Here is a 23395-nt window from a genome sequence, read left to right on the forward strand (position 1 = left end):
AGTTGGTTAGCGAACAAGTTTTTCGATTTTAATTAATTTTGTTAAAAGGGATATTGAATATGAATTATACACTTTATATTGGCAATAAAAACTACTCAACATGGTCTATGCGTCCTTGGGTTGTGATGAAATATTTTGATATTCCTTTTAACGAAAAGCTTGTTAAATTTGATAGTTTTAATGATGATTCTTTGTTTAAAAGGACAATGTGCTCTGTTTCAAAATATGGCACTGTACCTATCCTAATTGATGAAGATTTAGTGATCAGTGACTCTTTAGCTATTTGTGAATATTTAGCTGAAAAGCATCACGACCTAGCTTTATGGCCAGCTGACCCCAAAAAAAGAGCAATTGCTCGAAGTTTAGTCGCTAAAATGCATTCTGGATTTCAAGCTATTCGAACTTATTTGCCGATGAATATTGAAGCTGAGTTTCCTCAAATAGGGCAAATAATATTACGAGACCATTTAGAGGTAAAAAAAGAAATCATGTTTTTAGATGATTTGCTATCCTCGTTATTAATTTCGAAAAAATCAAATTGTGACTATTTGTTTGGCGATTTTAGTATAGCCGATGGTTTTTATGCTCCTTTATGCCTAAGATTAAAAAATTATCATATAGCAACCAGCCCAATTCTTAACAACTATATTGATACTATTTGTAATACCAAAGGCATTAAAGATTGGATAAATGATGCATTACAAGAACAATCTTTTGTTGCGATGGACGAACCTTATCGTTTACATAGATAAGTAACGATAAGAAGAAATAACATGAAAATACCATCCCGTTTAACACAATACGCTATAAACATTATCGAAGATGAGTTTAACGGGGTAACATCTTTTTTATCCAGTCATTCAATAAAGAACAATAGTTTGAAATTTACTATTATGGTGAATTAGAAAATGGCTATATTACTGGTGTAGAGCCAACTTTTTCCAATATTAAAATTGTGACAAAATCCATTAATAGTAAAGAAGAAATATTGCTATTTGATGAAACGGTGCATGGATATAACGCAATGTTTTGTGATAGTCACTCTAATGAAGAAAAGAACAATAGATCACTTGAAAAACTTAATGTGCCTGCGTCAAAAATAAAATTAACATTTGGCTACAGTATTGACTATGATTCTGAGAAAGAACTTTATGACTTAGATGAAAATGGCAATGTGAACTTAATTGATGAGCGTAAAATCACGTGGCAACAGCTACTCTGCGATGGTGTTGATTGGTTATCAATTTCTTTAATTGATGAATATGGAAATGAACAACCAATAGTAGATGCAGAATTGGCTTAATTTTTTACATTATTCATTATTGGATAGACTATTGCTGAAATGAACTTATCTATAATTAAAAACCCGCTTATATTAAAGCGGGTTTTATTTTTATTAAAAAACTAGCAATTATACTTCTAAATAATCCAAGATACCCGCAGCAGCTTTACGGCCTTCGCTAATTGCCGTTACAACTAAATCAGAGCCACGGACCGCATCGCCACCCGCAAAGATTTTGGAATTGGTTGTTTGATAACCTTTTATTTCAGGTGCGATTATTCGTCCTTTATCGTCAAAATCAACACCATGCTCGGCTAGCCACGGCATTGCATGTGGTTTAAATCCAAATGCCATAACGACAGCATCGGCAGGAAGAACAAATTCAGAACCTTCGATAACCACCGGTGATCGACGACCTTTGGCATCAGGCTCACCAAGCTCAGTTCTTACCATTTTTACACCTGTCACTTGCCCTGTTTTATTGATTTCAATGCTAAGCGGTTGCACATTAAATTGGAATTGTACGCCTTCTTCTTTGGCATTTTTGACTTCACGTTTAGAGCCAGGCATATTGGCTTCATCACGACGATAAGCACATGTTACTTCGGTTGCACCTTGACGGATAGATGTTCGCACACAGTCCATGGCGGTATCACCACCACCTAATACGACGACACGTTTATTTTTCATGTCAACATATGGTGTATCTTGTGTTTGCTCATGTTTCATAATGTGCTTAGTATTAGCAATCAAAAATGGTAATGCATCATAGACACCATTTGCATCTTCATTTTCAAGCCCTGCACGCATAGATTGGTATGTTCCTGTGCCAATAAAGACCGCTGCAAATTCATTGAGTAAATCAGCCAGTTGTATCGTTTTGCCAACTTCGGTGTTCAATCTGAATTCAACGCCCATTTCGGTAAAAATACGACGGCGGTTAATTAATACTTCTTTATCTAATTTAAAGGCAGGAATACCAAACGTTAACAACCCACCAATTTCTGGATGACGATCGAAAACCACCGGAGTAACCCCATTACGTACTAAGACATCAGCGCAAGCAAGACCTGCTGGACCAGCACCAATAATCGCCACTTTTAATCCAGTTTTTTCGACATTTGATAGATTCGGTTTCCATCCCATTTTGAATGCTTCATCAGTGATATAACGTTCAATATTACCAATGGTAACTGCACCAAATTCTGCATTAAGAGTACAAGAACCTTCACAAAGACGGTCTTGCGGGCAAACGCGTCCACAAACTTCAGGTAAACTATTCGTTTGATGAGATAGTTCAACCGCTTCTAAAATTTTGCCTTCGTTAACTAGTTTTAGCCAATTAGGAATATAGTTATGCACAGGACATCGCCACTCACAATATGGATTACCACATGCTAAGCAACGATCTGCTTGCGCTTGAGACTGCGAAGCTGAAAAGCCTTCATAAATTTCAACAAATTCTATTTTACGGATGTTTAGCGATTTTTTAGGCGGATCAACACGTTGTAAATCGATAAACTGATAGACATTTTGACTCATTTCGTGTTCTCCTTACTGTGCCTGAACGCGTAGTTCTGCTGATGAACGACTACGATGACCAAGTAGTGCTTTTACATCGCTGGATTTTGGTTTAACTAATACAAATTGTTTAGCAAATTCTTGCCAATTAGCTAAGATTTCTTCCGCACGAGATGAGTTGGTCAGTTGAGCATGTTCCATGATTAAGCCACGAAGATGTTCTTCATGAATTGGGTAATCAGCAACATTTAACATTTCAACTAATTCTTTATTTATGCGTTTATCAAAATCACCATCAATATCTAAGATATAAGCAAAGCCACCCGTCATTCCCGCACCAAAGTTAACACCGGTTTTACCTAAAACACAAACAATACCGCCAGTCATATATTCACAACCGTTATCACCAATGCCCTCAACCACACTAATGGCACCAGAATTACGTACAGCAAAACGTTCGCCAGCACGACCTGCTGCGTATAATTTACCTCCAGTTGCACCATAGAGACAGGTATTTCCAGCGATAGTTGCTTCATGGCTTAAAAATGCAGAGCCTTGAGGTGGACGAATCACAATGCGACCGCCTGCCATGCCTTTCCCAACATAGTCGTTGGCATCACCTGTTAGGGTTAAATCTACGCCACCAGCATTCCATACACCAAAACTTTGACCGGCTGTGCCATTGAAGTTTAATGAGATTGGTTCTGATACTAAACCTTGATCACCATATTTTTTGGCAATATAGCCCGATAGACTAGTGCCCACAGAACGGTCTGTGTTTTGAATATCAAAGTAGAAACTTTTACTTTGGCGCGCATCAACAAACTGTTGGGTTTGTGTGATGATCTCTTTATTAAGCACACCTTTATCAAATGGTTTATTATCTTCAATGCAGTAAACCGGTTTACCTTCATGTGGTGTAGCTGTTTCGAGCAGACTTGATAAATCCAGTTTTTGTTGTTTAGCGGTAATACCGTCCAGTTCTAAAAGAAGATCCGTCCGTCCGATTAAATCAACAATACGACTTACACCGAGCTCAGCCATAACTTCTCGGGTATTACGTGCAATAAAGCGGAAATAATTCATGGCTTTTTCCGGTAAACCATGATAATGCTCACTCCGTAATTTTTCATCTTGGGTAGCAACACCTGTTGCACAATTATTAAGATGACAAATACGCAAGTATTTACAACCTAAGGCAACCATTGGTCCTGTACCAAAACCAAAGCTTTCTGCACCTAAAATAGCGGCTTTTACTATATCTGTACCAGTTTTTAATCCACCATCAACTTGTAAACGTATTTTGTGACGTAATCCGTTTGCAACTAAAGATTGTTGGGTTTCAACAAGTCCCAGCTCCCATGGTGAACCCGCATATTTAACTGATGTTAATGGACTCGCTCCTGTTCCGCCGTCATAACCTGAAATAGTGATTAAATCGGCATAAGCTTTAGCCACACCAGTCGCAATGGTTCCTACGCCTGGCTCTGAAACCAATTTAACTGAAATCATTGCATTTGGGTTAATCTGTTTTAAATCGAAAATTAGCTGAGCTAAATCCTCAATAGAGTAAATATCGTGATGAGGCGGTGGCGAAATTAGGGTTACGCCAGGGACTGAAAAACGTAATTTAGCAATATAAGGTGTGACTTTATCGCCCGGTAGTTGGCCTCCTTCACCTGGTTTAGCGCCTTGTGCCACTTTAATTTGAATGACATCTGCACTCATTAAATAACCCGGTGTTACCCCAAAACGACCTGATGCCACTTGTTTAATACGAGAAACTTTAATGGTGTTATAGCGCGCAGGATCTTCACCTCCCTCACCAGAATTTGAATAACCCCCTAAAGTATTCATTGCTGTTGCAAGTGATTCATGCGCTTCTGGGCTAAGTGCGCCAATTGACATTGCTGCTGAGTCGAAACGTTTAAACAATGATTCTTCAGGTTCAACTTCATCAAGTGCAATAGCCCCATTTTCAGGTGGATTAAGTTTTAATAAATCACGCAATGTAGAAACAGGTCGATTATTAACGATATCAGCATAACGTTTATAATCTTCATAGTTGCCATTATTGACAGCCAGTTGTAATGATTGTACAACATCGGGATTATAAGCATGATATTCGCCACCATAAACAAATTTAAGTAATCCACCTTGATCTAATGGTTTACGACGTAACCAAGCACTTTTGGATAAGTTAAATTGGTCTTGAGCAAAATCATCAAAATTAGCGCCACTGATACGACTAGTGACTCCTTGGAAGCAGAGATCAACCACATCTTTATGTAATCCGACTGCTTCAAATAGTTTTGAACATCGATAAGAGGCAACGGTTGAGATGCCCATTTTAGACATGATCTTATATAAACCTTTATTAATCCCATTACGATAATTCAAAATAGCTTCGCGGTAGGATTTATTAATAGTGCCATTATCAACCATTTTTGCTAAAGTTTCGTACGCTAAATAAGGATAAATGGCTGTAGCACCAAAACCGATGAGTACAGCAAATTGATGCGGGTCACGACAACTACCTGTTTCTACAATAATATTTGCATCACAACGTAAATTCTTTTCAACTAAGCGTTGCTGTACTGCACCTAACGCCATAGGTGCAGGAATAGGTAAGCGATCAGCTGCGATATTTTTATCTGATAGAATTAGTAATACTGTACCATTACGTACTTTTGCTTCAGCATCACCACATAACTGTTCAATTGCATCGCGCAAACTGCCGTCAATATCATAAGTCATATCAAGTTTTTCAGATTTATAGTAGCGAGACTCTAAGGCGATTAACTGCTCAAGATCTGAATGAACTAAAACCGGATATTTAAATGCCACACGATGTGCTTGTCCTTCTGCTTCAGCAAAAACATTCATTTCACGTCCAATGCTGGTAGAAAGTGACATTACGTGCGCTTCACGCAATGGATCGATTGGAGGATTGGTGACTTGGGCAAATTTTTGTCTGAAGTAATCATAAATAAGGCGTGGTCTGCTTGATAGTACCGCAAATGGCGTATCATCTCCCATCGAGCCTGTGGCTTCTTGACCGTTTTCACCTAAAACTCGAATACATTGTTCGAGCTCTTCACTACTATAACCAAATTGCTTTTGATAGGTAGCAAGTAATACATCATCATAGGTGCGTGAACCAATATTTTCATCGGGTAAATCTTCAAGAGGAATAAGTCGTTTCACGTTTTTAGCCATCCATTCTTTATAAGGATGACGTTTTTGTAGATCGTTATCAGTTTCTGATGATTGTAAAATACGGCCTTCTTCAGTATCAATTACCATCAGTTCGCCTGGGCCAACGCGTCCTTTAGCGACAACTTCGTCAGGTTGATAATCCCAAATACCAATTTCTGATGCGCAGGTGATGAGCTTATCTGTGGTAATGACATAACGAGCAGGGCGCAAACCATTACGGTCTAAATTACAGGCTGCGTAACGTCCGTCAGACATAACAATACCTGCTGGGCCATCCCATGGTTCCATATGCATTGAATTAAAATCAAAAAAGGCACGTAGGTCTTCGTTCATGTCAGGATTATTTTGCCATGCAGGTGGCACAAGTAGGCGCATAGCACGCACTATATCCATACCGCCCACTAAAAATAGTTCAAGCATATTATCTAATGAACTTGAATCCGAACCCGTAACATTTACGAAAGGTGCGGCATCTTGTAGATCGGGTATCAATGGTGTTTTAAATTTATAAGAACGTGCTTTTGCCCATTGTCTATTACCTTCAATGGTATTAATTTCACCATTATGGGCTAGATGTCTAAAAGGTTGGGCAAGCGGCCAACGAGGAACCGTATTGGTTGAAAATCGTTGATGGAATAAACAGATTGCTGTTTCCATACGCAGATCCGCTAAATCTAAATAAAATCGCGGTAAATCTTTAGGCATGCAAAGGCCTTTATAGATATTTACCTGATTTGAAAAACTGCATACATAAAAAGTATCATCTTGTACTCGTTTTTCAATACGGCGACGCACCATATATAAACGACGCTCTAAATCAATTTTAGTCCATCCAGCAGGGGCATTGACAAAAACTTGTTCAATTTGTGGTAGTGATGATAAGGCGATTTCGCCTAAAACACTTTTATCAATAGGTACTTCACGCCAACCTAAAATAGATAAAGTTTCATTAGCAAGTTCTTCTTCGACAATATCACGGCTAGCTTGAGCTTCTTTTTCGTCTTGACTTAAAAATAGCATACCAACAGCATAATTGGTAGCTAAACGCCAGCCAGCTTCTTGTGCAACTAGTCTAAAAAAACGATCAGGTTTTTGTAATAAAAGACCACAGCCATCACCAGTTTTACCGTCTGATAGTATGGCTCCTCGGTGTTGCATTCTGGCAAGCCCGTGTATTGCAGTACGCACCACTTTATGACTTGGTTGCCCTTCAATATGAGCTATTAAACCAAATCCGCAGTTATCTTTTTCATGATGCTGGTTATATAACATATCATTGCCTCTAATTCATCGCTTTTATAATTTAAGAAAAAATAGGCTTTAATCCCATAATGACTAAGAAATTAAAGAAAAATAGTATTTTGGTCAAATAAATATTACTTATAAGTCAATCTTCTAATAACTTATATCAAAGTTATTAATGAAGCTAATAATTGTATTTATTATTATGATTTTTAATCATTTATAAATAAATTAATTTTTTTTATAGCTATATTCAATTTATTAAGTATAAATTCTTCTTCTTTCTTGTAGAAAAGTGTCAGGTTAAAGTTACTTTTTTATTAATTTAAATATTAGTTACTTTTCTTAGAATCATTAATATGAATATTTTTTAAAAAATCATAATTAGAAAATCATTCTTAAATCTATATAGATAATTATTATTTATCTTTATGATTTGTTGTATGTAACAAATCACTAAATTCACGAAAAAATTAGCAAATAAATGTATAAATTGATCAAATATAGACTTAGATATACTTGATATTAGTGAGCTATTATTTGCTTTTAGTAGAGTAACGAGTTATGAAATATCTTTAATGTTTAAAAAATAAGCTTGCAATAATTATCAATTAATTGTTTAATTGTTTACTCAATCTTTACAGTTAGCAATTTAAATTTTAAGAATAGCAGTAGTTAGTAAGTCAATTTAATAAATAATATCTTTAATACTAAAGGAATGTTAAGAAAAAATGATGAAATACTTTGCTTGGTCTATTTCGCTTTTAGTCGGCCTTATGAGTTTAGGGCAAGAAATGTTATGGTTTAGAATAATTAGTTTTATGTTAGGAGGCGCTCCTTTTGCTTTTGCACTTGTATTGTTTTTCTTTCTACTAGGTATTGCTTTTGGAGCGAGTAAAGGTAAGACAATTTGCACCCGTTATTCTAATCTATTTTTTGCTGGTGGAATGGTTTTAATTTGTGCAGGTTTTATTGATATAGCTATTCCATTTATTATTTTACAAATATCTCAAGATCACGTTATGGTGTTGCCTTTATGTGTCTGTATTATATTGATATTTTTTGTGGCAGCTTTAAAGGCAATATTATTCCCAATTGTACACCATTTAGGTACGAATATTGCAAATGGTAAAGTAGGAGCATCTGTTTCGAAAGTCTATTTCTTTAATATTATTGGTTCGACGCTTGGTAGTTTATTAATTGGTGGTATTCTTCTTGATTATGTCTCTATTTCATCAATGTTTATTTTAATAGGTATCGTCTGTATTTTAATAGGTAGTTTGATGATAATAAAAAAATCAGTAAGTTCTATGATTACTGTTGTTATGCTTGGTTGCGGTTGCTTTTATTTAGTAGATAAACACACTGATTATATTTTCAAAAATGTATTTGGAAAAGAAGAAATATCTGTGAATACTTATGTTGAAAATCGCTACGGTATAATTCATATTGTCAACAATGATAAAGAAGGTATAAAAAATATTGTATTAGGTAATAATATGTATGATGGCATGATAAATATAGATCCAGATAATGATATAAATGACCTAAACCGACTTTATTTATTAGCTGCAGTTCACCCAAATCCTAAAAAAGTACTCGTTATAGGTGTTAGCGCGGGTGCTTGGACTCGTGCTTTATCAAGTTTTCCAACTTTAGAAACGATAGATGCTATTGAAATCAATAAAGGCTATATAGATATAATTAAACAATATCCTGTTGTTTCACCAATATTGAATGATCCTAAAATTAATATCCATATTGATGATGGTCGACGCTGGTTAAAACGAAATAGTAGTAAAAAGTATGATTTGATCATTATGAATACTACTTATCATTGGCGTTCAGGAACAACAAATTTATTATCCCAAGAGATGATGAAAATCGCGGAAAATTCATTAAATCCTGATGGTATTCTGGCATTTAATAGTACCCGTTCACCTGATACATTGAAAACAGCACAATCTGTCTTTAAATATGCTTATTGGGGTAAACTTGGCTTTATTTATGCTTCTGATTCGATGATTAAAATCGATGAAGTGGTAGCAAAGGATCGTCTTGATAAGTTAATTTTAGACGGTAAACCTTTGTTTAATGAAGAATCCAAACAGCGTGAGAACGGAGCATACAAAAAAACTTTATCGACACAACTATTAACGTTAGATGAGTTTGAAAAGCTTCAAAATTTGGGACGAGATCTGGAAATCATTACTGATAGCAATATGATAACAGAATATAAATATGGACTTTTGGGAAAAAAATAAGGAAAACTTTATGTTAAGCAAAAAACAATTATTTCTATTAAGTACTTTATTTTTTATTTCTGGAATGAGTGGTTTAACTTATCAAGTTGCTTGGCAACGAGCTCTTTATTCAGCTTTTGGTTCTGATGTAGAATCTGTAGCAATTATTGTATCAGCATTTATGTTGGGATTAGGTTTTGGAGCCCTTGGAGGGGGTAAAATTGTTGATAAATATCCAAATAAATCACTACAGTTTTTTTGTTTTAGTGAATTGGGAATTGGTTTATTTGGGGTAATTAGTTACCAACTTATTTTATTTACCGGTGATATTTTTGTTGTTTACAATATAATTATTATTGCAATTGTTAATTTCTTATTGGTGCTCATTCCTGCACTTTTGATGGGAGCTACACTTCCAATTTTAATTACTTATATTGCACAATTCTGGAAAAATATTGGTCAAACAACTGGACACCTTTATGCTATCAATACCTTTGGTGCTGCAATTGGAGCAGCTTTAACAGGATTCATTTTATTTAACTATTTTAATCTTCATATGGTAACGATATTTGCAGCTTTAGGTAATTTTATTGTTGCTACACTTGCTTATCTATTTTTTAATAAATCACAAATAAAAAATTAGTTGATAGAAAATTACATTTTATAAATATATTTGCATAATAAATCAGTGATAATTGTCGCTGATTTATTAACATATTAAAATATTTTTACAAATTTAGTGAGATACAATATTCCTTAATCCAAGTACTTTTAATATCAAGTTTGTCTAGATAATAATTTTTATACTAACAAATCATATTACGAGTTTCATCTTAGAGAAATTAATAATACTTTACGTCAGAAAAGAAATACAATTTTTGATTTGTATTTTATGATAATAAAAATAAAGTAATCTATTAAGAAAAATTTAATAATACAATTTAATTGTGTAAAATAATTCAAGTTATATATAAGTTTCAGTATAAATTTATCAACTAGAAACCATAATGTTATAATTTGTTTTTAATTATTGATATTAGTATTATGCAAACGAAAATTACAATTGTAGGTGCTGGAGCAGCAGGGCTGTTTTGTGCGGGATTATTAGGACAAAGAGGCTATGATGTCACTATAATTGATAATGGTAAAAAAATTGGCCGTAAAATATTAATGTCTGGTGGTGGTAAATGTAATTTTACTAATCTCGCTGTTGAAGCAAGTAATTATATTTCTCAAAATCCACATTTTTGTAAATCTGCTTTAAAACGATTCTCCCAATGGGATTTTATTCAATTAGTTAATGAATATAAGATTGCTTATCATGAAAAAGATCATGGTCAGTTATTTTGTGATAATTCAGCTCAAGATATTGTCGATATGCTTGCACAAGAGTGTCAAAAAGGACAAGTTAAGTTTATGCTAAAAACACAATTAGAAGAAGTTGAGTCTGTAGATAAAGGATTTAAGTTATATACTTCACAAGGTTGTATTGAAACCGAACAGTTAATTGTGGCAACGGGCGGACAGTCGATGCCAGCTCTTGGCATGACCTCTATCGGATACAAAATAGCTGAAAAATTAGCTATTCCTGTTGTACCAGTAAAAGCGGGACTGGTACCATTTACGTTACATAAACCGTTGTTAGAAGTATTATCCACTTTATCAGGAATTGCTGTACCGGTTGAAGTATCTAATAAACGAATCCGTTTTAAAGAAAACTTATTATTCACCCATCGTGGATTATCAGGACCAGCAATTTTACAAATTTCTAGTTATTGGCAAGCAGGGGAGCCAATCATTATTAACTTACTACCAGATAGGTCATTTGAATCAACATTTAAACCATTACTTGAACAAAATCGTAATCAAACCCTAAAAAATTGTTTATCACAGATTTTACCGAAAAGGTTGATTGAGACATTAATACAATTGAATTTGATAACTGACATAACGGTTAGGCAACTTAACCCTAAGCAGCAACAAGACCTTTATAATACATTGACTCAATGGTGTATAACGCCAAATGGTACGGAAGGATATCGAACGGCTGAAGTGACATTAGGGGGAGTCAGTACTGATGCGTTATCTTCAAAAACGATGGCGGTTAAATCACAACCGAATCTCTATTTTATTGGTGAAGTTGTTGATGTGGCTGGTTGGTTAGGCGGTTATAATTTTCAATGGGCCTGGAGCAGTGCATTTGCCTGCGCACAAGCCTTTGATTAAGATAGACTAGTTATCTATTACTCCCATTTGAATATGGTATTTTTTTACCTTATATTGTAATGTAGTCCGTGAAATATTTAATAGTTTTGCAGCAGCAATAATTTTACCGTTTGCTTGATTTAATGCATCAATAATAAGTTGTTTTTCATAATTTTCAACTTGTTCGGTTAAATTGTTATTGCTTGCAACTATGCTTGTACTTGGTTTTTCAAATTTAGTTTCAGATTGATTTTCTGGGTAAGGGCTGTGAATGTCAAATAGTTCGTCGTCAAGGATAATTTGTTGCAATTCTCCTGGTTCATTTTGTAAGACTATACTACGTACGATTGCATTTTCAAGCATTCTTACATTTCCCGGCCAAGGAGCAGACATAAGTTGTTGTAATGCGTGTTCGCTAATACCTGTTATCACAACATTTACATCTGTTTTATGTTTATCAATAAAGTATCGAGCTAATACAGGAATATCTTCTTTCCTTTCCCGAAGTGCTGGTAGTTTAATTAATCCCACATTTAATCGATAAAACAGGTCACTTCGCATTTTCCCCGTTTTTAATAACTCTGCTGGCGATTCATTCATGGCGGCAACAATTCTTACATCGGCATGTTGCTCTTTATTGCCACCTAATGGCCAGTAAGTCTTTTCTTGTAAAAATCTAAGTAATTTGCTTTGCATATCAAGTGGCATAGCATTAAGTTCGTCAAGAAATAGTGTGCCCCCATTAGCCAGTTCTAAATAGCCAGGATGATTTTCAGCACCAGTAAATGCACCTTTGACTGTCCCAAATAAGGTACTTTCAATCAATGTGGTTGGTAAAGCACTACAATTTAACGAAATAAACGCACTATTACGGCGATGGCTTGTTTGATGTATTAAATGTGCAAAAAGCTCTTTACCTGTTCCCGTTTCACCAACAATTAAAACTGGCACATCATTCGCCCCTAAAATATTTGTTTGATCAATAACTTTTTGCATTTTCTGTGATACAAAAACAATTTCAGGTAATGGTTGGTCTTTATTTTGGTATAACTTACTATTAAGTTTGAATACTTGATCTTGTAATTGTCTAACAGTTGATAAATTTCGTCCTATTTCGATCGCACCAATAATCTCTTTATGCTTGTTATAAAGCGGTACGGTGGTATGCATATAATCAACAAGTTTACCTACATGATTATAGTAGCTTTGATAATTATCCTGATATTCCTTACCTTGTTGTAAAGCTTGTAACATGGTACTATCTTCTTTCCTTAAATTAGGATAAACTTTAAGCATTGGTTTACCAATGGCTTGTTCCATAGGGTAACCATCAAGTTCTGCACTTTCCCGATTATAATAAATGTATTTACCTTCTTTATCGATAATAGCCATTGGCTGATGGATTAAATCAAAAAAATGTTTGAATATTTCTAATGATTGTAATAATTCAGGATCGATTGTCATGATATTAGTACCTTTTTAATTTAGCTTATTAGCTAAGTTTAGCTTACGTTAATTTAAATACCTTTCAACCATTAATAAATTTATGACAAATTTTTGTCATAAAAACAGATTTTAAACAATATGACCAATATTGTTTTTGTAATGATTTTTATAATAAATTGATTTTTAATAATTTATAAGTTGGCATGCTGATTGCATTGCAAGTGAAAAGCCATTTTGCTTGTTTTCTTGTGTACTTTTTATGTACTAATTAACTGGAGGTCTTATGTCCGACAAAATTATGTCAAATTATAACAAATTACGCTCAGATCTTATAACCAAAGATCGTCGTTTCAGTGCTCAAAACGGTAAATTATGTTTTGATGGCGTAAATTTAGAAGAATTAGCAAAGAAATATCCAACACCTTTTTACGTATTTTCTGAAAAAGAAATTGACCGTAATATTCAAGAAATCAAAGATTCGTTTAAAGCTCATCCAAATACTAAGATTTTCTATGCGTCAAAAACGTGTTCTGTAATGGGGGTGCTAAAAGCAATTAAAGATGCAGGTATTTATGCTGAAGCAAATTCAATGTTTGAAGTACGTAAATGTCTAGAGATTGGTTTTCCAGGTAGTCAAATCGTTTTCAATGGCGTGGTTAAAAAACCGGTTGATTTAGAATTTGCTATTCAAAATGATCTTTATATTATCAATGTTGATAGCTTATATGAACTCGATATCATTGATGAAATTTCACGTCGATTGAAGAAAGTAGCGAATGTTTGTGTGCGAGTTGAACCAAATGTACCATCAGCGACTCATGCGGAACTTGTTACGGCATATCATGCTAAATCAGGTATTGACTTAGAACAAGCGGAAGAAACCTGTCGTCGTATTCTTGAAATGCCTTATGTACATTTACGTGGTTTACATATGCACGTAGGGGATCAAGTACCAGAGTCAGAACCATTTGCTAAAGCAACAAAAGTGTTAGTTGATGAGTCACGCCGTTTAGAAGAAGTCCTTGGTATTAAATTGGATTTAATTAACGTTGGTGGCGGTATTCCAGTTCCATATAAATATGACGAAGAAAATGGTAATCCATTACAGGATAATATGTATGCCGGTATTACTGCACAAGATTTTGCTGATGCAGTGATTAGAGAAGTACATAAATGGCGTACTGATGTTGAAATCTGTATTGAACCAGGTCGTAAAGTAACAGGGTCAGCTGCTGTATTATTAACTGAAGTTGCTTGTGAGAAACGTAAAACAAATTACGATTTAGACGGTAACATTGAAGAACATGTTGAGTGGAAATTTGTTGACGCAGGTTATAGCGTGTTATCTGATAGTCAGCATTTTGATTGGTTCTTCTATGTGTATGATGCATCAAGAATTACTGAAGATCACGATCAATACATCAAACTTGCTGGACCTTTATGTGATGGTGGTGACTATTTCCATGTTGGTGTAAAAGGTGAAGAGTTCTTATTACCAAAAGACACTCAAGTTGGGGATATCATTGCATTCCTTGATGCTGGAGCTTATACCATCGAAAGTCAAACAGTTTATAACAACCGACCGCGTACTGCCGTTGTTATGATTGATAAAAAAGGTAAAGATCGATTGATTCGCCGTGAGGACACTTACGAGGATATGGTTGGATACGACGTGTATTAATCATGAGTTATCTGGGGCACTTCTTGCCCCAGATATTATAATGTGAGGCTATTATGAGTGATTCTAAAGATTCAAGTTTACTTGGTATTAAAGACATTGTATTTATGAATGTCATTGCCATACTAAGTTTACGTCAAATTCCTAATGTTGCTCCTTACGGAGCGTCAGCAATGGTGCTTTGGCTTCTTGCTGCATTTTGTTTATTTTTCCCTTTAGCGATGGTTTGTGGTGAACTTTCTACTGGTTGGCCAAAAGATGGTGGGATTTTTGTTTGGGTAAAAGAAGCGTTTGGTAAACGAGTTGGCTGGATAGTGGTCGTTTGTTTCTTATTCTCATGCGTTCTATTCTTCCCATTAATGTTACAATTTGGTTTTACTGCAATTGGTTACATGTTTAGTGCCGAGTTAGCCCAAAATCAGGTGTTTATTGGTGTTGGTTCCATGGTGGTATTTTGGATTTTAACATTAATGAATATCAAAGGTATGAAATGGACTAAAATTATAAACAGTGTTAGTGCATGGTTAGGGGTGTTTATTCCTGCTGCTATCATTGTGTTATTGGCAATTGTCTGGTTGATGACAGGCCACCCAATGGCAACTGATTATAGTCATGTTAGTGATTGGATTCCAGATTTAAGTAGCTGGGATACAATTGTCTTTTTATCAAGCATGATGTTTGCTTTTGCTGGACTTGAAGTTGCACCAATGATTGCTGGTCGTACTCGTGATCCACAACGTGACTTCCCTAAAGCGATGGCTGTATCTGCAATAGTTATCGTTGGTATCTATATGATTGGTACTTGGGCAATTAATACCTTATTACCTGCTGCCGATACTGATATTGTTGCCGGTGTAATGCAAGCAATGGAGGCTGCTGCTAAAGAGCTACATATGCCTTGGTTATTACCAGTAATGGCAATTTGTTTATTCTTTGGTGCATTAGGTCAAATTAACTCATGGTTAGTTGGTCCTATCTATATGTTACAAGAAGCATCTAAAGAAGATAATTTGCTTGGTGAACGCATTGGTCGTTTACATCCTGTGTATCAAACACCAGCATTTGCTTTAGTTATTCAAGCAATCATTGTGACCGTACTTTGTTTCTCAACGTTCGTATCACCAAGTATTGCTGCGGCCTATTGGATGTTAACCGCATTAACAACCATTTGTTACTTTATTCCTTATTTAGTGATGTTTATTGCGTACTATCGCTTACGTATTACTCAACCGGATGTACCACGTAGCTTTAAGATCCCTGGTAAAGTATTACCAATTGTTTTACCTGGTTTAGGCTTCTTATCTACGCTATTTGCGGTGATCTTAGTGTTTATTCCACCAGCACAAATCGATATGGGTGGTTATGTTGAGTATATCGCGAAAATTGTTGGTGGTGCAGTGCTTGCAATTGTGTTAGCTGAATGGATATATCATCGCGCACAAAAACGTAATCGCTTGCAACAGCAATAAGATATAGAGGAGTAAATTTATGTACAAACCTGTATTGGAAATTGACTTAGGAAAATTAAAGGACAATGCACGTGTTGAGAAAGACCTACTTGCTAAACACGGCATTGAAGTAATGGCAGTTAATAAAGTGTTTGATGGTTGTGTTGAAACTGCAAAAGCAGTTCTAGATGGCGGTATTGATGTTATTGCTGAATCAAGAACATATAATTTGAAAAAATTAAAAGATGCTTTAGGGTGTAAAACCTGCCTGCTACGTAGTCCTTGTTTAAGCGAAATTAGTGAAGTAGTTAAATATGCAGATATTAGCTTAAACAGTGAAAAAACGGTGATTCAAGCACTTTCAGACGAAGCCGTCAAGCAACAAAAGGTTCACCAAGTTTTACTAATGGTTGATATGGGTGATTTGCGCGAAGGTATTTGGTTTGAACATATTGATGAAATTATTGATACGGTCAAACTCATTTTATCTTTACCGGGTGTAGAGCTTTATGGGCTTGGCACTAATTTTAACTGTTACGGTACTGTGCTACCAACAGTTAAAAATGGAGTAGACTTTTTAGAAATTGCGCGTAAAGTAGAAAAAACTTGCAATATTAAAATACAATATTTATCAGCCGGTAATTGTACTAGTTATCATTTATTAGACAAGGGTATCTGGCCTGAAGGACTAAATCACATCCGGATTGGTGGTTTACATGAATTTGGTATTGAGTATGTAGATATGAAATATCTTGATGAATTTCATCACTCAAATAAACCTGTAGAAAAAGCTTGTAGTGATATGTATAAATTATATGCACAAATTATTGAGCTTAATAGTAAACCAACCGTTCCAGTTGGTGAGTTAGGGGTAGATGCTTTTCTAAATAGTAAAACGTTTGTCGATCATGGCGTACGTAAACGAGCGCTGCTTGCTTTTGGACGTCAAGATGTACCGGCTGAAAGCTGTGTGCCGATCGATGATAACATTACTGTACTTGGTCAAACCAGTGATCATACATTAGTCGATATTGAAGATGTGACGCAAACTCTCAAAGTCGGTGATATAATTGGATTTGAGCTTGATTACACTGCCTTGCTAATGGCTTGTCAAACTAGTGGTGTAGAAAAACGGTTTATCTATTAATTTGTGTTAACTGCTGGGTAACCAGCAGTTTTTATCAATGATTAGGCGGTTTATACATGGCAACATCAGCATCACAACAAAGCCAAAATCCTAGTAATTTAAAAAAGAAACTTAAAAATCGTCATCTGCTAATGATTTCGTTAGGGGGATCGATTGGTACTGGTTTATTTATTGGTATCGCTGCACCATTAACAACGGTAGGGCCATTAGGGACTATCATCGCTTATTTAATGGCTGGTAGCATAATGTTGGCAACAATGTTATGTTTAGGTGAGCTTTCTTGTGCATTTCCCCATGCTGGCTCTTTTCAACATTATGCATTAATGTTTATTCCAAATCCGATTTGGAGTTATACCATTGGTTGGTTATATTGGCTTAGTTGGGTTCTGTCTATGGCAGCAGATTTAACAGCCGCTTCTATGATTGCCCACCAATTTTTTCCTGCTATTCCTATTTATCTTTTTAGTTTATTGATTTTAGTTGTTATAACCTCAGTTCATCTAACTTCTGTGCGTGCTTTTGGTGAAAGTGAGTATTGGTTTTCAACCATTAAAGTGCTGGCAATTATTGCCTTTATTGGTATTGGTATTTATCTTCTATACCAACAATATACTCAAACCCATATATTACCTACTTTTAAAACAGAACATGGCTGGTTTCCTAACGGTTTTTTATCGATTTTTGTATGTATGACCATTGTGACGTATTCGTTTCAAGGTGTTGAATTAATTGGTAGTGCAGCTGGTGAAGCTGAGTCACCTCAAACAGTATTACCTAAAATTATTACAGGTGTCGCATTTAGAATTATTCTGTTTTATGTATTAGCCATTGCCGTTTTAGCATTAGTTTACCCATATGGAACCGTACATGATGAAATTAGTCCTTTTGTTTGGGTATTTAATAAAGCGGGTATTACTTTTGCTTCTTACATGATGTTGTTTGTTATTTTTTGTGCTGCGATATCGGCGGCCAACTCAGCTATTTATGCCAGTTCACGTATGTTATGGTCAATGGCACAGGATAATTTAGCACCTAAATATTTTTCAGATGTCAATAAACGAGGAGTCCCAACTAAAGGTATCTTATTTATTGCCATTATTGCTTTAGTTTCATTATTTTCTAAATATATTGCTGCTGAAAAGCTTTATCTCTATTTAGTTGCAGGTACAGGACAAGTAGGTTGTTTTGCGTGGATTATTATCGCTTGGTGTCAGTATCAATTTCGTAAAGGCGTTAATAATGGTAAGTATCCTAAAGAGATGATTAAATTTAAATCACCATTATTTCCATGGTTAGCAGCGATTTCAATTATTGTTAATATTGTGATTATTGTTGGTGTATGGTTTGGTGAGTCGGGTCATTTTATTTTATTGTCAGAAGTTGTCTTAATTATCATTATTCTAGCTTCTTATTACTACAATAAAAAACGCAATTTAATCATTAATAACTAAGATTAATTATATTCAATTAATAGATAAATACTCATAAATTAATCTTAAATAAGGTATCAAATTCAATTGTTACGCTATTTTACATAATAACGTAACAAAAATTTGTCAATAGCGGTTGGCTATTTTAGAAAAGCCGATATGCCAGTGAAAACTACTTGTGCAGCAATTGCCGATATTAATAGTCCAGTTAGTTTTGATAAAATAGCAATACCGGTATTTTTTAATACTTTTGCAATACTTTTTGCACATAAAAGCATGGCATAAATGCCCGAAGAAGCAATAAACAATGAAACTGCACCAACCATATTGGCAGCAAAACCCACTGAACTTGTTCCCATAACAATAATTGTACCGATAGAAGCAGGACCCATGCAAAGAGGAATTGCAAGCGGTACAACACTAATATCCTCATCACTACTAATTTTATTTTTATCTGGAGAGTCATTCATCAGTGCTACTGCAGTGATAAACAGTAACGCGCCAGAACCGATACGGAATGCATCTAGGGTAAAACCGAAAACACTAAACATAGTATTACCAAAAAAGAACAACACAATGCCAATAATGAACACCGCACACGATGTTTTAAGCGCAATTTTTCGGCGTTGTGGTTCATCATTTTGTTTAGTACCACTTAAGAATGCACTTAGCACTGCTGGTGGAGTCATTAATGCGAATAACTTGGTTGTAGTGGCAAGAATCGCAACAAGATAGTTATCCATAATGTTACCTTTATTTGATCTAGATATTTCTTGAATTTTGTCAACGATTGTTGGCGGGAATGAACTTTTACTATATACATAAAAACGGTCACCATAAAGGTGACCATATTTAATTGGATATATTTAATCAGTTTATTAAATATTAACCAATTTGAATTAGTTAAGGCGTTCTTTGATACGCGCCGCTTTACCACGAAGTTCGCGTAAGTAGTAAAGTTTAGCTTGACGTACTTGACCACGACGTTTCACAGTAATTGAATCAACAATTGGTGAGTGAGTTTGGAATACTCGTTCAACACCTTCGCCATTCGAAATTTTACGTACTGTAAATGCAGAATGTAAACCACGATTACGAATTGCTACAACTACACCTTCATAAGCTTGAAGACGTTTTTTGTTACCTTCAACAACCCATACTTTTACTTCAACCGTATCACCCGGACGAAAAGACGGGATGTCTTTTTTCATTTGTTCTTGTTCTAATTGCTGAATAATTGCATTTTTCATAATTTTGTCTCTTACTAGTTATACTGAAATATTAATGGCTCTGTTCATCACGATATTCACGTTGGAATTCAGTGAGTAAACATTGCTCTTCATCAGTCAGAGCTAGATTTTCAAGAAGATCTTCTCTTCTCAACCAAGTTCGTCCTAGGGATTGTTTTAATCGCCAGCGACGAATCGCTTCATGGTGACCAGACATTAATACGTCAGGCACCGCCATTCCATCTAACACCTCAGGTCGAGTATAGTGTGGACAATCAAGTAACCCGTTAGCAAAAGAGTCTTCTTCTGCTGATGATTCATGATTTAATACGCCAGGAATAAACCTTGCTAATGCATCAATCATCGTCATCGCCGGTAATTCACCGCCACTCAACACGTAATCCCCAATTGACCATTCTTCATCAATTTCGGTTTGGATAACGCGCTCATCTATACCTTCGTATCGACCACAAATCAAAATCAATTTTTGATATTGTGATAACTCGCAAACACCTTGTTGGTTTAATTTGCGCCCTTGTGGGGAAAGATAGATTACTTTTGTATCGTTACCTGCTACTGTTTTTGCTGCATGAATTGCATCGCGAAGTGGTTGTACCATCATTAACATGCCGGGACCACCGCCATAAGGCCTATCATCGACAGTCTTATGCTTATCATGCGCAAAATCGCGCGGGTTCCAATATTCTACTGTTAACAGTCCGTTTTTTACGGCTCGACCAGTCACACCATAACAGGTAATTGCTTGGAACATTTCGGGAAAAAGGCTAATAACGCCAATCCACATATTCTTACCTTACCAATTAAAAAGCGGGATCCCAATCGACCACAATTGTTTTTGCTGTTAAATCAACTTGTTTTATAAATTGATCATCAACAAACGGAATTAAACGTTCTGTTGCTCCAAATGCATCTTTTAGATTTGCTTTTACCACCAATACATCATTCGAGCCAGTTTCCATTAAGTCAGTAACCTGACCCAAATCATAACCGTTAACTGTTTTTACTCGACAGCCAATCAAATCTTTCCAATAAAAATCTCCATTGTTAAGTTCTGGAAATTTTTCAGCATCAACATACACTTCAAAATTAGTTAATGCATTGGCCTGATCACGATCGTCAACGCCTTTGAGTTTTACAATCATATCTTGATTATGGGGCCTGAAGCTTTCTACGATTACCTCTTGCCATTTCCCAGCACGCTGGATATACCAAGGTGTGTAATCGAAAATGCTATCTGAAAATTCTGTAAACGAAAAAATTCTGAGCCAACCACGAATGCCATAGCTAGAACCAAGTTTACCTACAACGATTAGATTCTCAGTATTCATCATTACAGTTACTATTTATTACTCAATTAAGCAGCTTTTTGTGCTTGTTTGATCAATGCATTCACACGATCAGAAACTGTTGCACCTAAACCTACCCAATGATTTACGCGATCAAGATCTAAACGTAATTCTTCTGCTTTACCTTGTGCAATTGGATTAAAAAAGCCAACGCGCTCAATAAAACGACCATCACGTGGGTTACGGCTATCAGTGACAACTACTTGATAAAAAGGGCGCTTTTTAGAGCCACCACGAGCTAAACGAATAGTTACCATAACATCCTCTTAAATTAAAAAATAATCTTTCTTTTGCCCAACATGGACAAAATCAAAGCCCCGAAATTATACTCTTTCTAGAAAAAAGTGCAATGGCTGTTTGTTGAAGCTAGGCGTGATATTGCTTGCTTTGAATTTATTTAGTCATAAATGGATAAAAATAATACTGACGATGTTTTACTTTCTGGTCTATTGTGTTTTTATACCTCTGGATATAACTACTGTGTTTTCTTTTTTTTACGAATAAAAGCCCGTTTTAAAACATCAAAAAAACCTAATGACCTTACCATTTTTTGTCCCTCAATATAAACACGAATTGCTTTTAATGTTTTTTTGGGATCTTCAGAGGCAAAGGTGAAAGTACCGTCTTTTTTTGTTTGGATTGAATAACGAGGAATCCATCTGCCACCAAATAATACGGATGCAATAACATAATCTACTTCATCCCAAGGAATTTGGATATATTTACGAGGGTCACGCCGATGATAAAATTCAAATGCTTTATCACCAATCATTATATTGCCATATTCAGATAAACCAGTAAAAGCAGTTGCTTTCACGGTCAAATCAATTTTTGTGTTCAATGATTGAACCATCTATTACCTATTCATAACTAAGGTTGAATTGATAACACTATCCCTTTCATGCACACCGTGTTTTCGTCACATTGTGTGATGAAAAGGATAATAACTGTTTAACAGAAAGCATAATTTTATACTGAAACGTTATGCTTTCCTGAAACATTTTTACAAAAATAGTAGTTTATAAAAGACCAATCAAATGACCAGCGATACCTACTAAAAATAATCCAACAATGATAATAATTGGTGATACTTTTTTACGTAATAACCACATACAGAAGAATGTTAAGAGTAACGGAACAAGTCCTGGTATCAATTGATCTAAGTTATTTTGTAATGTGGTGACTTTTTCTTGAGTAAGAGATAATCCACTTTGCATTTGTTGTAATGCTTGTTGGATACCTTGAGCCCCCGCAGGTAGTGAATTCCAGTCAATAAATGCACCATTGTCTAGTTTGACTGTTGATACAATGGGCTGGAATTTTATTGATACCCACCTTTGTACCAAAGCAGCAAGTACAAACATCCCTAATATAGATGCGCCTTTAGTAATTTTTTGTAGTAAACCGCCTGATAGGTTATCTGTAATTTTCGAACCAGTACGATAACCAAATTCTTGGGTATACCACATAAAGCTCCAACGAATAATATTCCATAATATAAAGAATAAAATAGGACCCATAATATTACCACTAAGCGCTAATGAAGCACCAAGAGCACCAAGCATTGGTCGTACCGTAAACCAAAACACTGGATCACCAACCCCAGCTAAAGGCCCCATCATCCCAACTTTTACCCCTTGAATGGCAACATCATCAACAGCAGCACCGTTGGCACGCTCTTCTTCTAAAGCAAGCGTTACACCTAAAACAGGTGATGCTAAATATGGATGCGTATTAAAAAACTCTAAATGACGTTTTAGCGCTGCTGAGCGGTCTTCTTTTGTGGTATATAATTTTTTGATAGCAGGAATCATAGAATAAACCCAACCACCATTTTGCATACGTTCATAGTTCCAAGAACCTTGAAGGAAAGTTGAACGCCAAGCAACAGCTAAACGATCTTTTTTGCTTAATTGAATTCTATCTGTCATTTTCTTC

The 23395-nt window shown here is 35.3% G+C and carries 19 protein-coding genes; 9 read left to right on the top strand and 10 right to left on the bottom strand.

Annotation, left to right across the window (positions count from 1 at the left end):
• Positions 1–59: 59 nt before the first annotated feature.
• Both A9G17_RS09315 and A9G17_RS12890 read left to right on the top strand, forming a co-directional pair.
• Positions 60–752, top strand: coding sequence for a glutathione S-transferase N-terminal domain-containing protein (locus A9G17_RS09315; protein ID WP_065738465.1), 693 nt, complete (start codon positions 60–62; stop codon positions 750–752).
• Between the two features lie 203 nt (positions 753–955).
• Positions 956–1303 carry a hypothetical protein gene (locus A9G17_RS12890; RefSeq protein WP_141677579.1) on the top strand — a complete coding sequence of 116 codons (348 nt, stop codon included), beginning with the start codon at positions 956–958 and terminating at the stop codon, positions 1301–1303.
• 108 nt (positions 1304–1411) lie between these two features.
• Here the strand turns inward: A9G17_RS12890 and A9G17_RS09325 are convergent, their stop codons facing one another.
• Both A9G17_RS09325 and gltB read right to left on the bottom strand, forming a co-directional pair.
• Positions 1412–2824, bottom strand: coding sequence for an FAD-dependent oxidoreductase (locus A9G17_RS09325; RefSeq protein ID WP_065738466.1), 1413 nt, complete (start codon positions 2822–2824; stop codon positions 1412–1414).
• A gap of 12 nt (positions 2825–2836) precedes the next feature.
• Complete coding sequence (gene gltB / locus A9G17_RS09330; RefSeq protein ID WP_065738467.1) at positions 2837–7294, bottom strand: glutamate synthase large subunit; 4458 nt, start codon at positions 7292–7294, stop codon at positions 2837–2839.
• A 701-nt stretch (positions 7295–7995) separates the two neighbouring features.
• Here gltB and A9G17_RS09335 point away from each other — a divergent pair.
• The 3 genes from A9G17_RS09335 to A9G17_RS09345 all read left to right on the top strand — a co-directional run bounded on the left by A9G17_RS09335 (position 7996) and on the right by A9G17_RS09345 (position 11733).
• A complete protein-coding gene (locus A9G17_RS09335) occupies positions 7996–9528 on the top strand; it encodes a spermine/spermidine synthase domain-containing protein (protein ID WP_065738468.1) in 1533 nt (510 codons plus the stop codon).
• Between the two features lie 10 nt (positions 9529–9538).
• Entirely contained in the window at positions 9539–10150 is a 612-nt protein-coding gene (locus tag A9G17_RS09340; RefSeq protein ID WP_065738469.1) for an MFS transporter, read from the top strand.
• A 401-nt stretch (positions 10151–10551) separates the two neighbouring features.
• A complete protein-coding gene (locus tag A9G17_RS09345) occupies positions 10552–11733 on the top strand; it encodes a BaiN/RdsA family NAD(P)/FAD-dependent oxidoreductase (RefSeq protein ID WP_065739136.1) in 1182 nt (393 codons plus the stop codon).
• Between the two features lie 6 nt (positions 11734–11739).
• Here the strand turns inward: A9G17_RS09345 and A9G17_RS09350 are convergent, their stop codons facing one another.
• Positions 11740–13179 carry a sigma-54 interaction domain-containing protein gene (locus tag A9G17_RS09350; RefSeq protein ID WP_086308740.1) on the bottom strand — a complete coding sequence of 480 codons (1440 nt, stop codon included), beginning with the start codon at positions 13177–13179 and terminating at the stop codon, positions 11740–11742.
• A 262-nt stretch (positions 13180–13441) separates the two neighbouring features.
• On the opposite strand from A9G17_RS09350, the gene lysA reads away from it, so the two are divergent.
• The 4 genes from lysA to A9G17_RS09370 are packed head-to-tail and all read left to right on the top strand — an operon-like array spanning position 13442 to position 18882.
• Positions 13442–14839, top strand: a complete 1398-nt coding sequence (gene lysA / locus A9G17_RS09355) for an ornithine/lysine decarboxylase DokD (RefSeq protein WP_065738471.1) — start codon at positions 13442–13444, stop codon at positions 14837–14839.
• Positions 14840–14892: 53 nt separating this feature from the next.
• Entirely contained in the window at positions 14893–16305 is a 1413-nt protein-coding gene (locus tag A9G17_RS09360; RefSeq protein ID WP_039126697.1) for an APC family permease, read from the top strand.
• Between the two features lie 19 nt (positions 16306–16324).
• Positions 16325–17431, top strand: a complete 1107-nt coding sequence (locus A9G17_RS09365) for an alanine/ornithine racemase family PLP-dependent enzyme (protein ID WP_065738472.1) — start codon at positions 16325–16327, stop codon at positions 17429–17431.
• Between the two features lie 56 nt (positions 17432–17487).
• On the top strand, positions 17488–18882 hold the full coding sequence (locus tag A9G17_RS09370; RefSeq protein WP_065738473.1) for an amino acid permease: 1395 nt from the start codon (positions 17488–17490) through the stop codon (positions 18880–18882).
• A 119-nt stretch (positions 18883–19001) separates the two neighbouring features.
• Here A9G17_RS09370 and A9G17_RS09375 read toward each other — a convergent pair whose 3' ends face one another.
• The 7 genes from A9G17_RS09375 to A9G17_RS09405 form a co-directional block, all read right to left on the bottom strand.
• Positions 19002–19604, bottom strand: a complete 603-nt coding sequence (locus A9G17_RS09375; protein WP_039126690.1) for a MarC family protein — start codon at positions 19602–19604, stop codon at positions 19002–19004.
• Between the two features lie 156 nt (positions 19605–19760).
• The gene (rplS, locus tag A9G17_RS09380) at positions 19761–20111 is read right to left on the bottom strand and encodes a 50S ribosomal protein L19 (protein ID WP_025314641.1); all 351 of its coding nucleotides are present in this window, start codon (positions 20109–20111) and stop codon (positions 19761–19763) included.
• A 31-nt stretch (positions 20112–20142) separates the two neighbouring features.
• Entirely contained in the window at positions 20143–20895 is a 753-nt protein-coding gene (gene trmD / locus A9G17_RS09385; RefSeq protein WP_039126684.1) for a tRNA (guanosine(37)-N1)-methyltransferase TrmD, read from the bottom strand.
• A 16-nt stretch (positions 20896–20911) separates the two neighbouring features.
• Positions 20912–21442, bottom strand: coding sequence for a ribosome maturation factor RimM (gene rimM, locus A9G17_RS09390; RefSeq protein WP_065738474.1), 531 nt, complete (start codon positions 21440–21442; stop codon positions 20912–20914).
• Between the two features lie 23 nt (positions 21443–21465).
• Positions 21466–21714, bottom strand: coding sequence for a 30S ribosomal protein S16 (gene rpsP, locus A9G17_RS09395; RefSeq protein WP_034900786.1), 249 nt, complete (start codon positions 21712–21714; stop codon positions 21466–21468).
• 218 nt (positions 21715–21932) lie between these two features.
• A complete protein-coding gene (locus A9G17_RS09400) occupies positions 21933–22310 on the bottom strand; it encodes a DUF956 family protein (RefSeq protein ID WP_039126675.1) in 378 nt (125 codons plus the stop codon).
• Between the two features lie 166 nt (positions 22311–22476).
• Positions 22477–23388, bottom strand: coding sequence for a PTS system mannose/fructose/sorbose family transporter subunit IID (locus A9G17_RS09405; RefSeq protein ID WP_065738475.1), 912 nt, complete (start codon positions 23386–23388; stop codon positions 22477–22479).
• Positions 23389–23395 lie beyond the last annotated feature (7 nt).

Source organism: Gilliamella sp. wkB7, from assembly GCF_001693435.1.
Lineage (GTDB): Bacteria > Pseudomonadota > Gammaproteobacteria > Enterobacterales > Orbaceae > Gilliamella > Gilliamella apicola_N.

Bases quoted from the DNA above. Each gene is read 5' to 3' on its own strand.
- A9G17_RS09315 (WP_065738465.1), top strand. From the start codon at position 60: ATGAATTATACACTTTATATTGGCAATAAAAACTACTCAACATGGTCT.
- A9G17_RS09325 (WP_065738466.1), bottom strand. From the start codon at position 2,824: ATGAGTCAAAATGTCTATCAGTTTATCGATTTACAACGTGTTGATCCG.
- gltB (WP_065738467.1), bottom strand. From the start codon at position 7,294: ATGTTATATAACCAGCATCATGAAAAAGATAACTGCGGATTTGGTTTA.
- A9G17_RS09335 (WP_065738468.1), top strand. From the start codon at position 7,996: ATGATGAAATACTTTGCTTGGTCTATTTCGCTTTTAGTCGGCCTTATG.
- A9G17_RS09340 (WP_065738469.1), top strand. From the start codon at position 9,539: ATGTTAAGCAAAAAACAATTATTTCTATTAAGTACTTTATTTTTTATT.
- A9G17_RS09345 (WP_065739136.1), top strand. From the start codon at position 10,552: ATGCAAACGAAAATTACAATTGTAGGTGCTGGAGCAGCAGGGCTGTTT.
- lysA (WP_065738471.1), top strand. From the start codon at position 13,442: ATGTCCGACAAAATTATGTCAAATTATAACAAATTACGCTCAGATCTT.
- A9G17_RS09360 (WP_039126697.1), top strand. From the start codon at position 14,893: ATGAGTGATTCTAAAGATTCAAGTTTACTTGGTATTAAAGACATTGTA.
- A9G17_RS09365 (WP_065738472.1), top strand. From the start codon at position 16,325: ATGTACAAACCTGTATTGGAAATTGACTTAGGAAAATTAAAGGACAAT.
- A9G17_RS09370 (WP_065738473.1), top strand. From the start codon at position 17,488: ATGGCAACATCAGCATCACAACAAAGCCAAAATCCTAGTAATTTAAAA.
- A9G17_RS09375 (WP_039126690.1), bottom strand. From the start codon at position 19,604: ATGGATAACTATCTTGTTGCGATTCTTGCCACTACAACCAAGTTATTC.
- rplS (WP_025314641.1), bottom strand. From the start codon at position 20,111: ATGAAAAATGCAATTATTCAGCAATTAGAACAAGAACAAATGAAAAAA.
- trmD (WP_039126684.1), bottom strand. From the start codon at position 20,895: ATGTGGATTGGCGTTATTAGCCTTTTTCCCGAAATGTTCCAAGCAATT.
- rimM (WP_065738474.1), bottom strand. From the start codon at position 21,442: ATGATGAATACTGAGAATCTAATCGTTGTAGGTAAACTTGGTTCTAGC.
- rpsP (WP_034900786.1), bottom strand. From the start codon at position 21,714: ATGGTAACTATTCGTTTAGCTCGTGGTGGCTCTAAAAAGCGCCCTTTT.
- A9G17_RS09400 (WP_039126675.1), bottom strand. From the start codon at position 22,310: ATGGTTCAATCATTGAACACAAAAATTGATTTGACCGTGAAAGCAACT.
- A9G17_RS09405 (WP_065738475.1), bottom strand. From the start codon at position 23,388: ATGACAGATAGAATTCAATTAAGCAAAAAAGATCGTTTAGCTGTTGCT.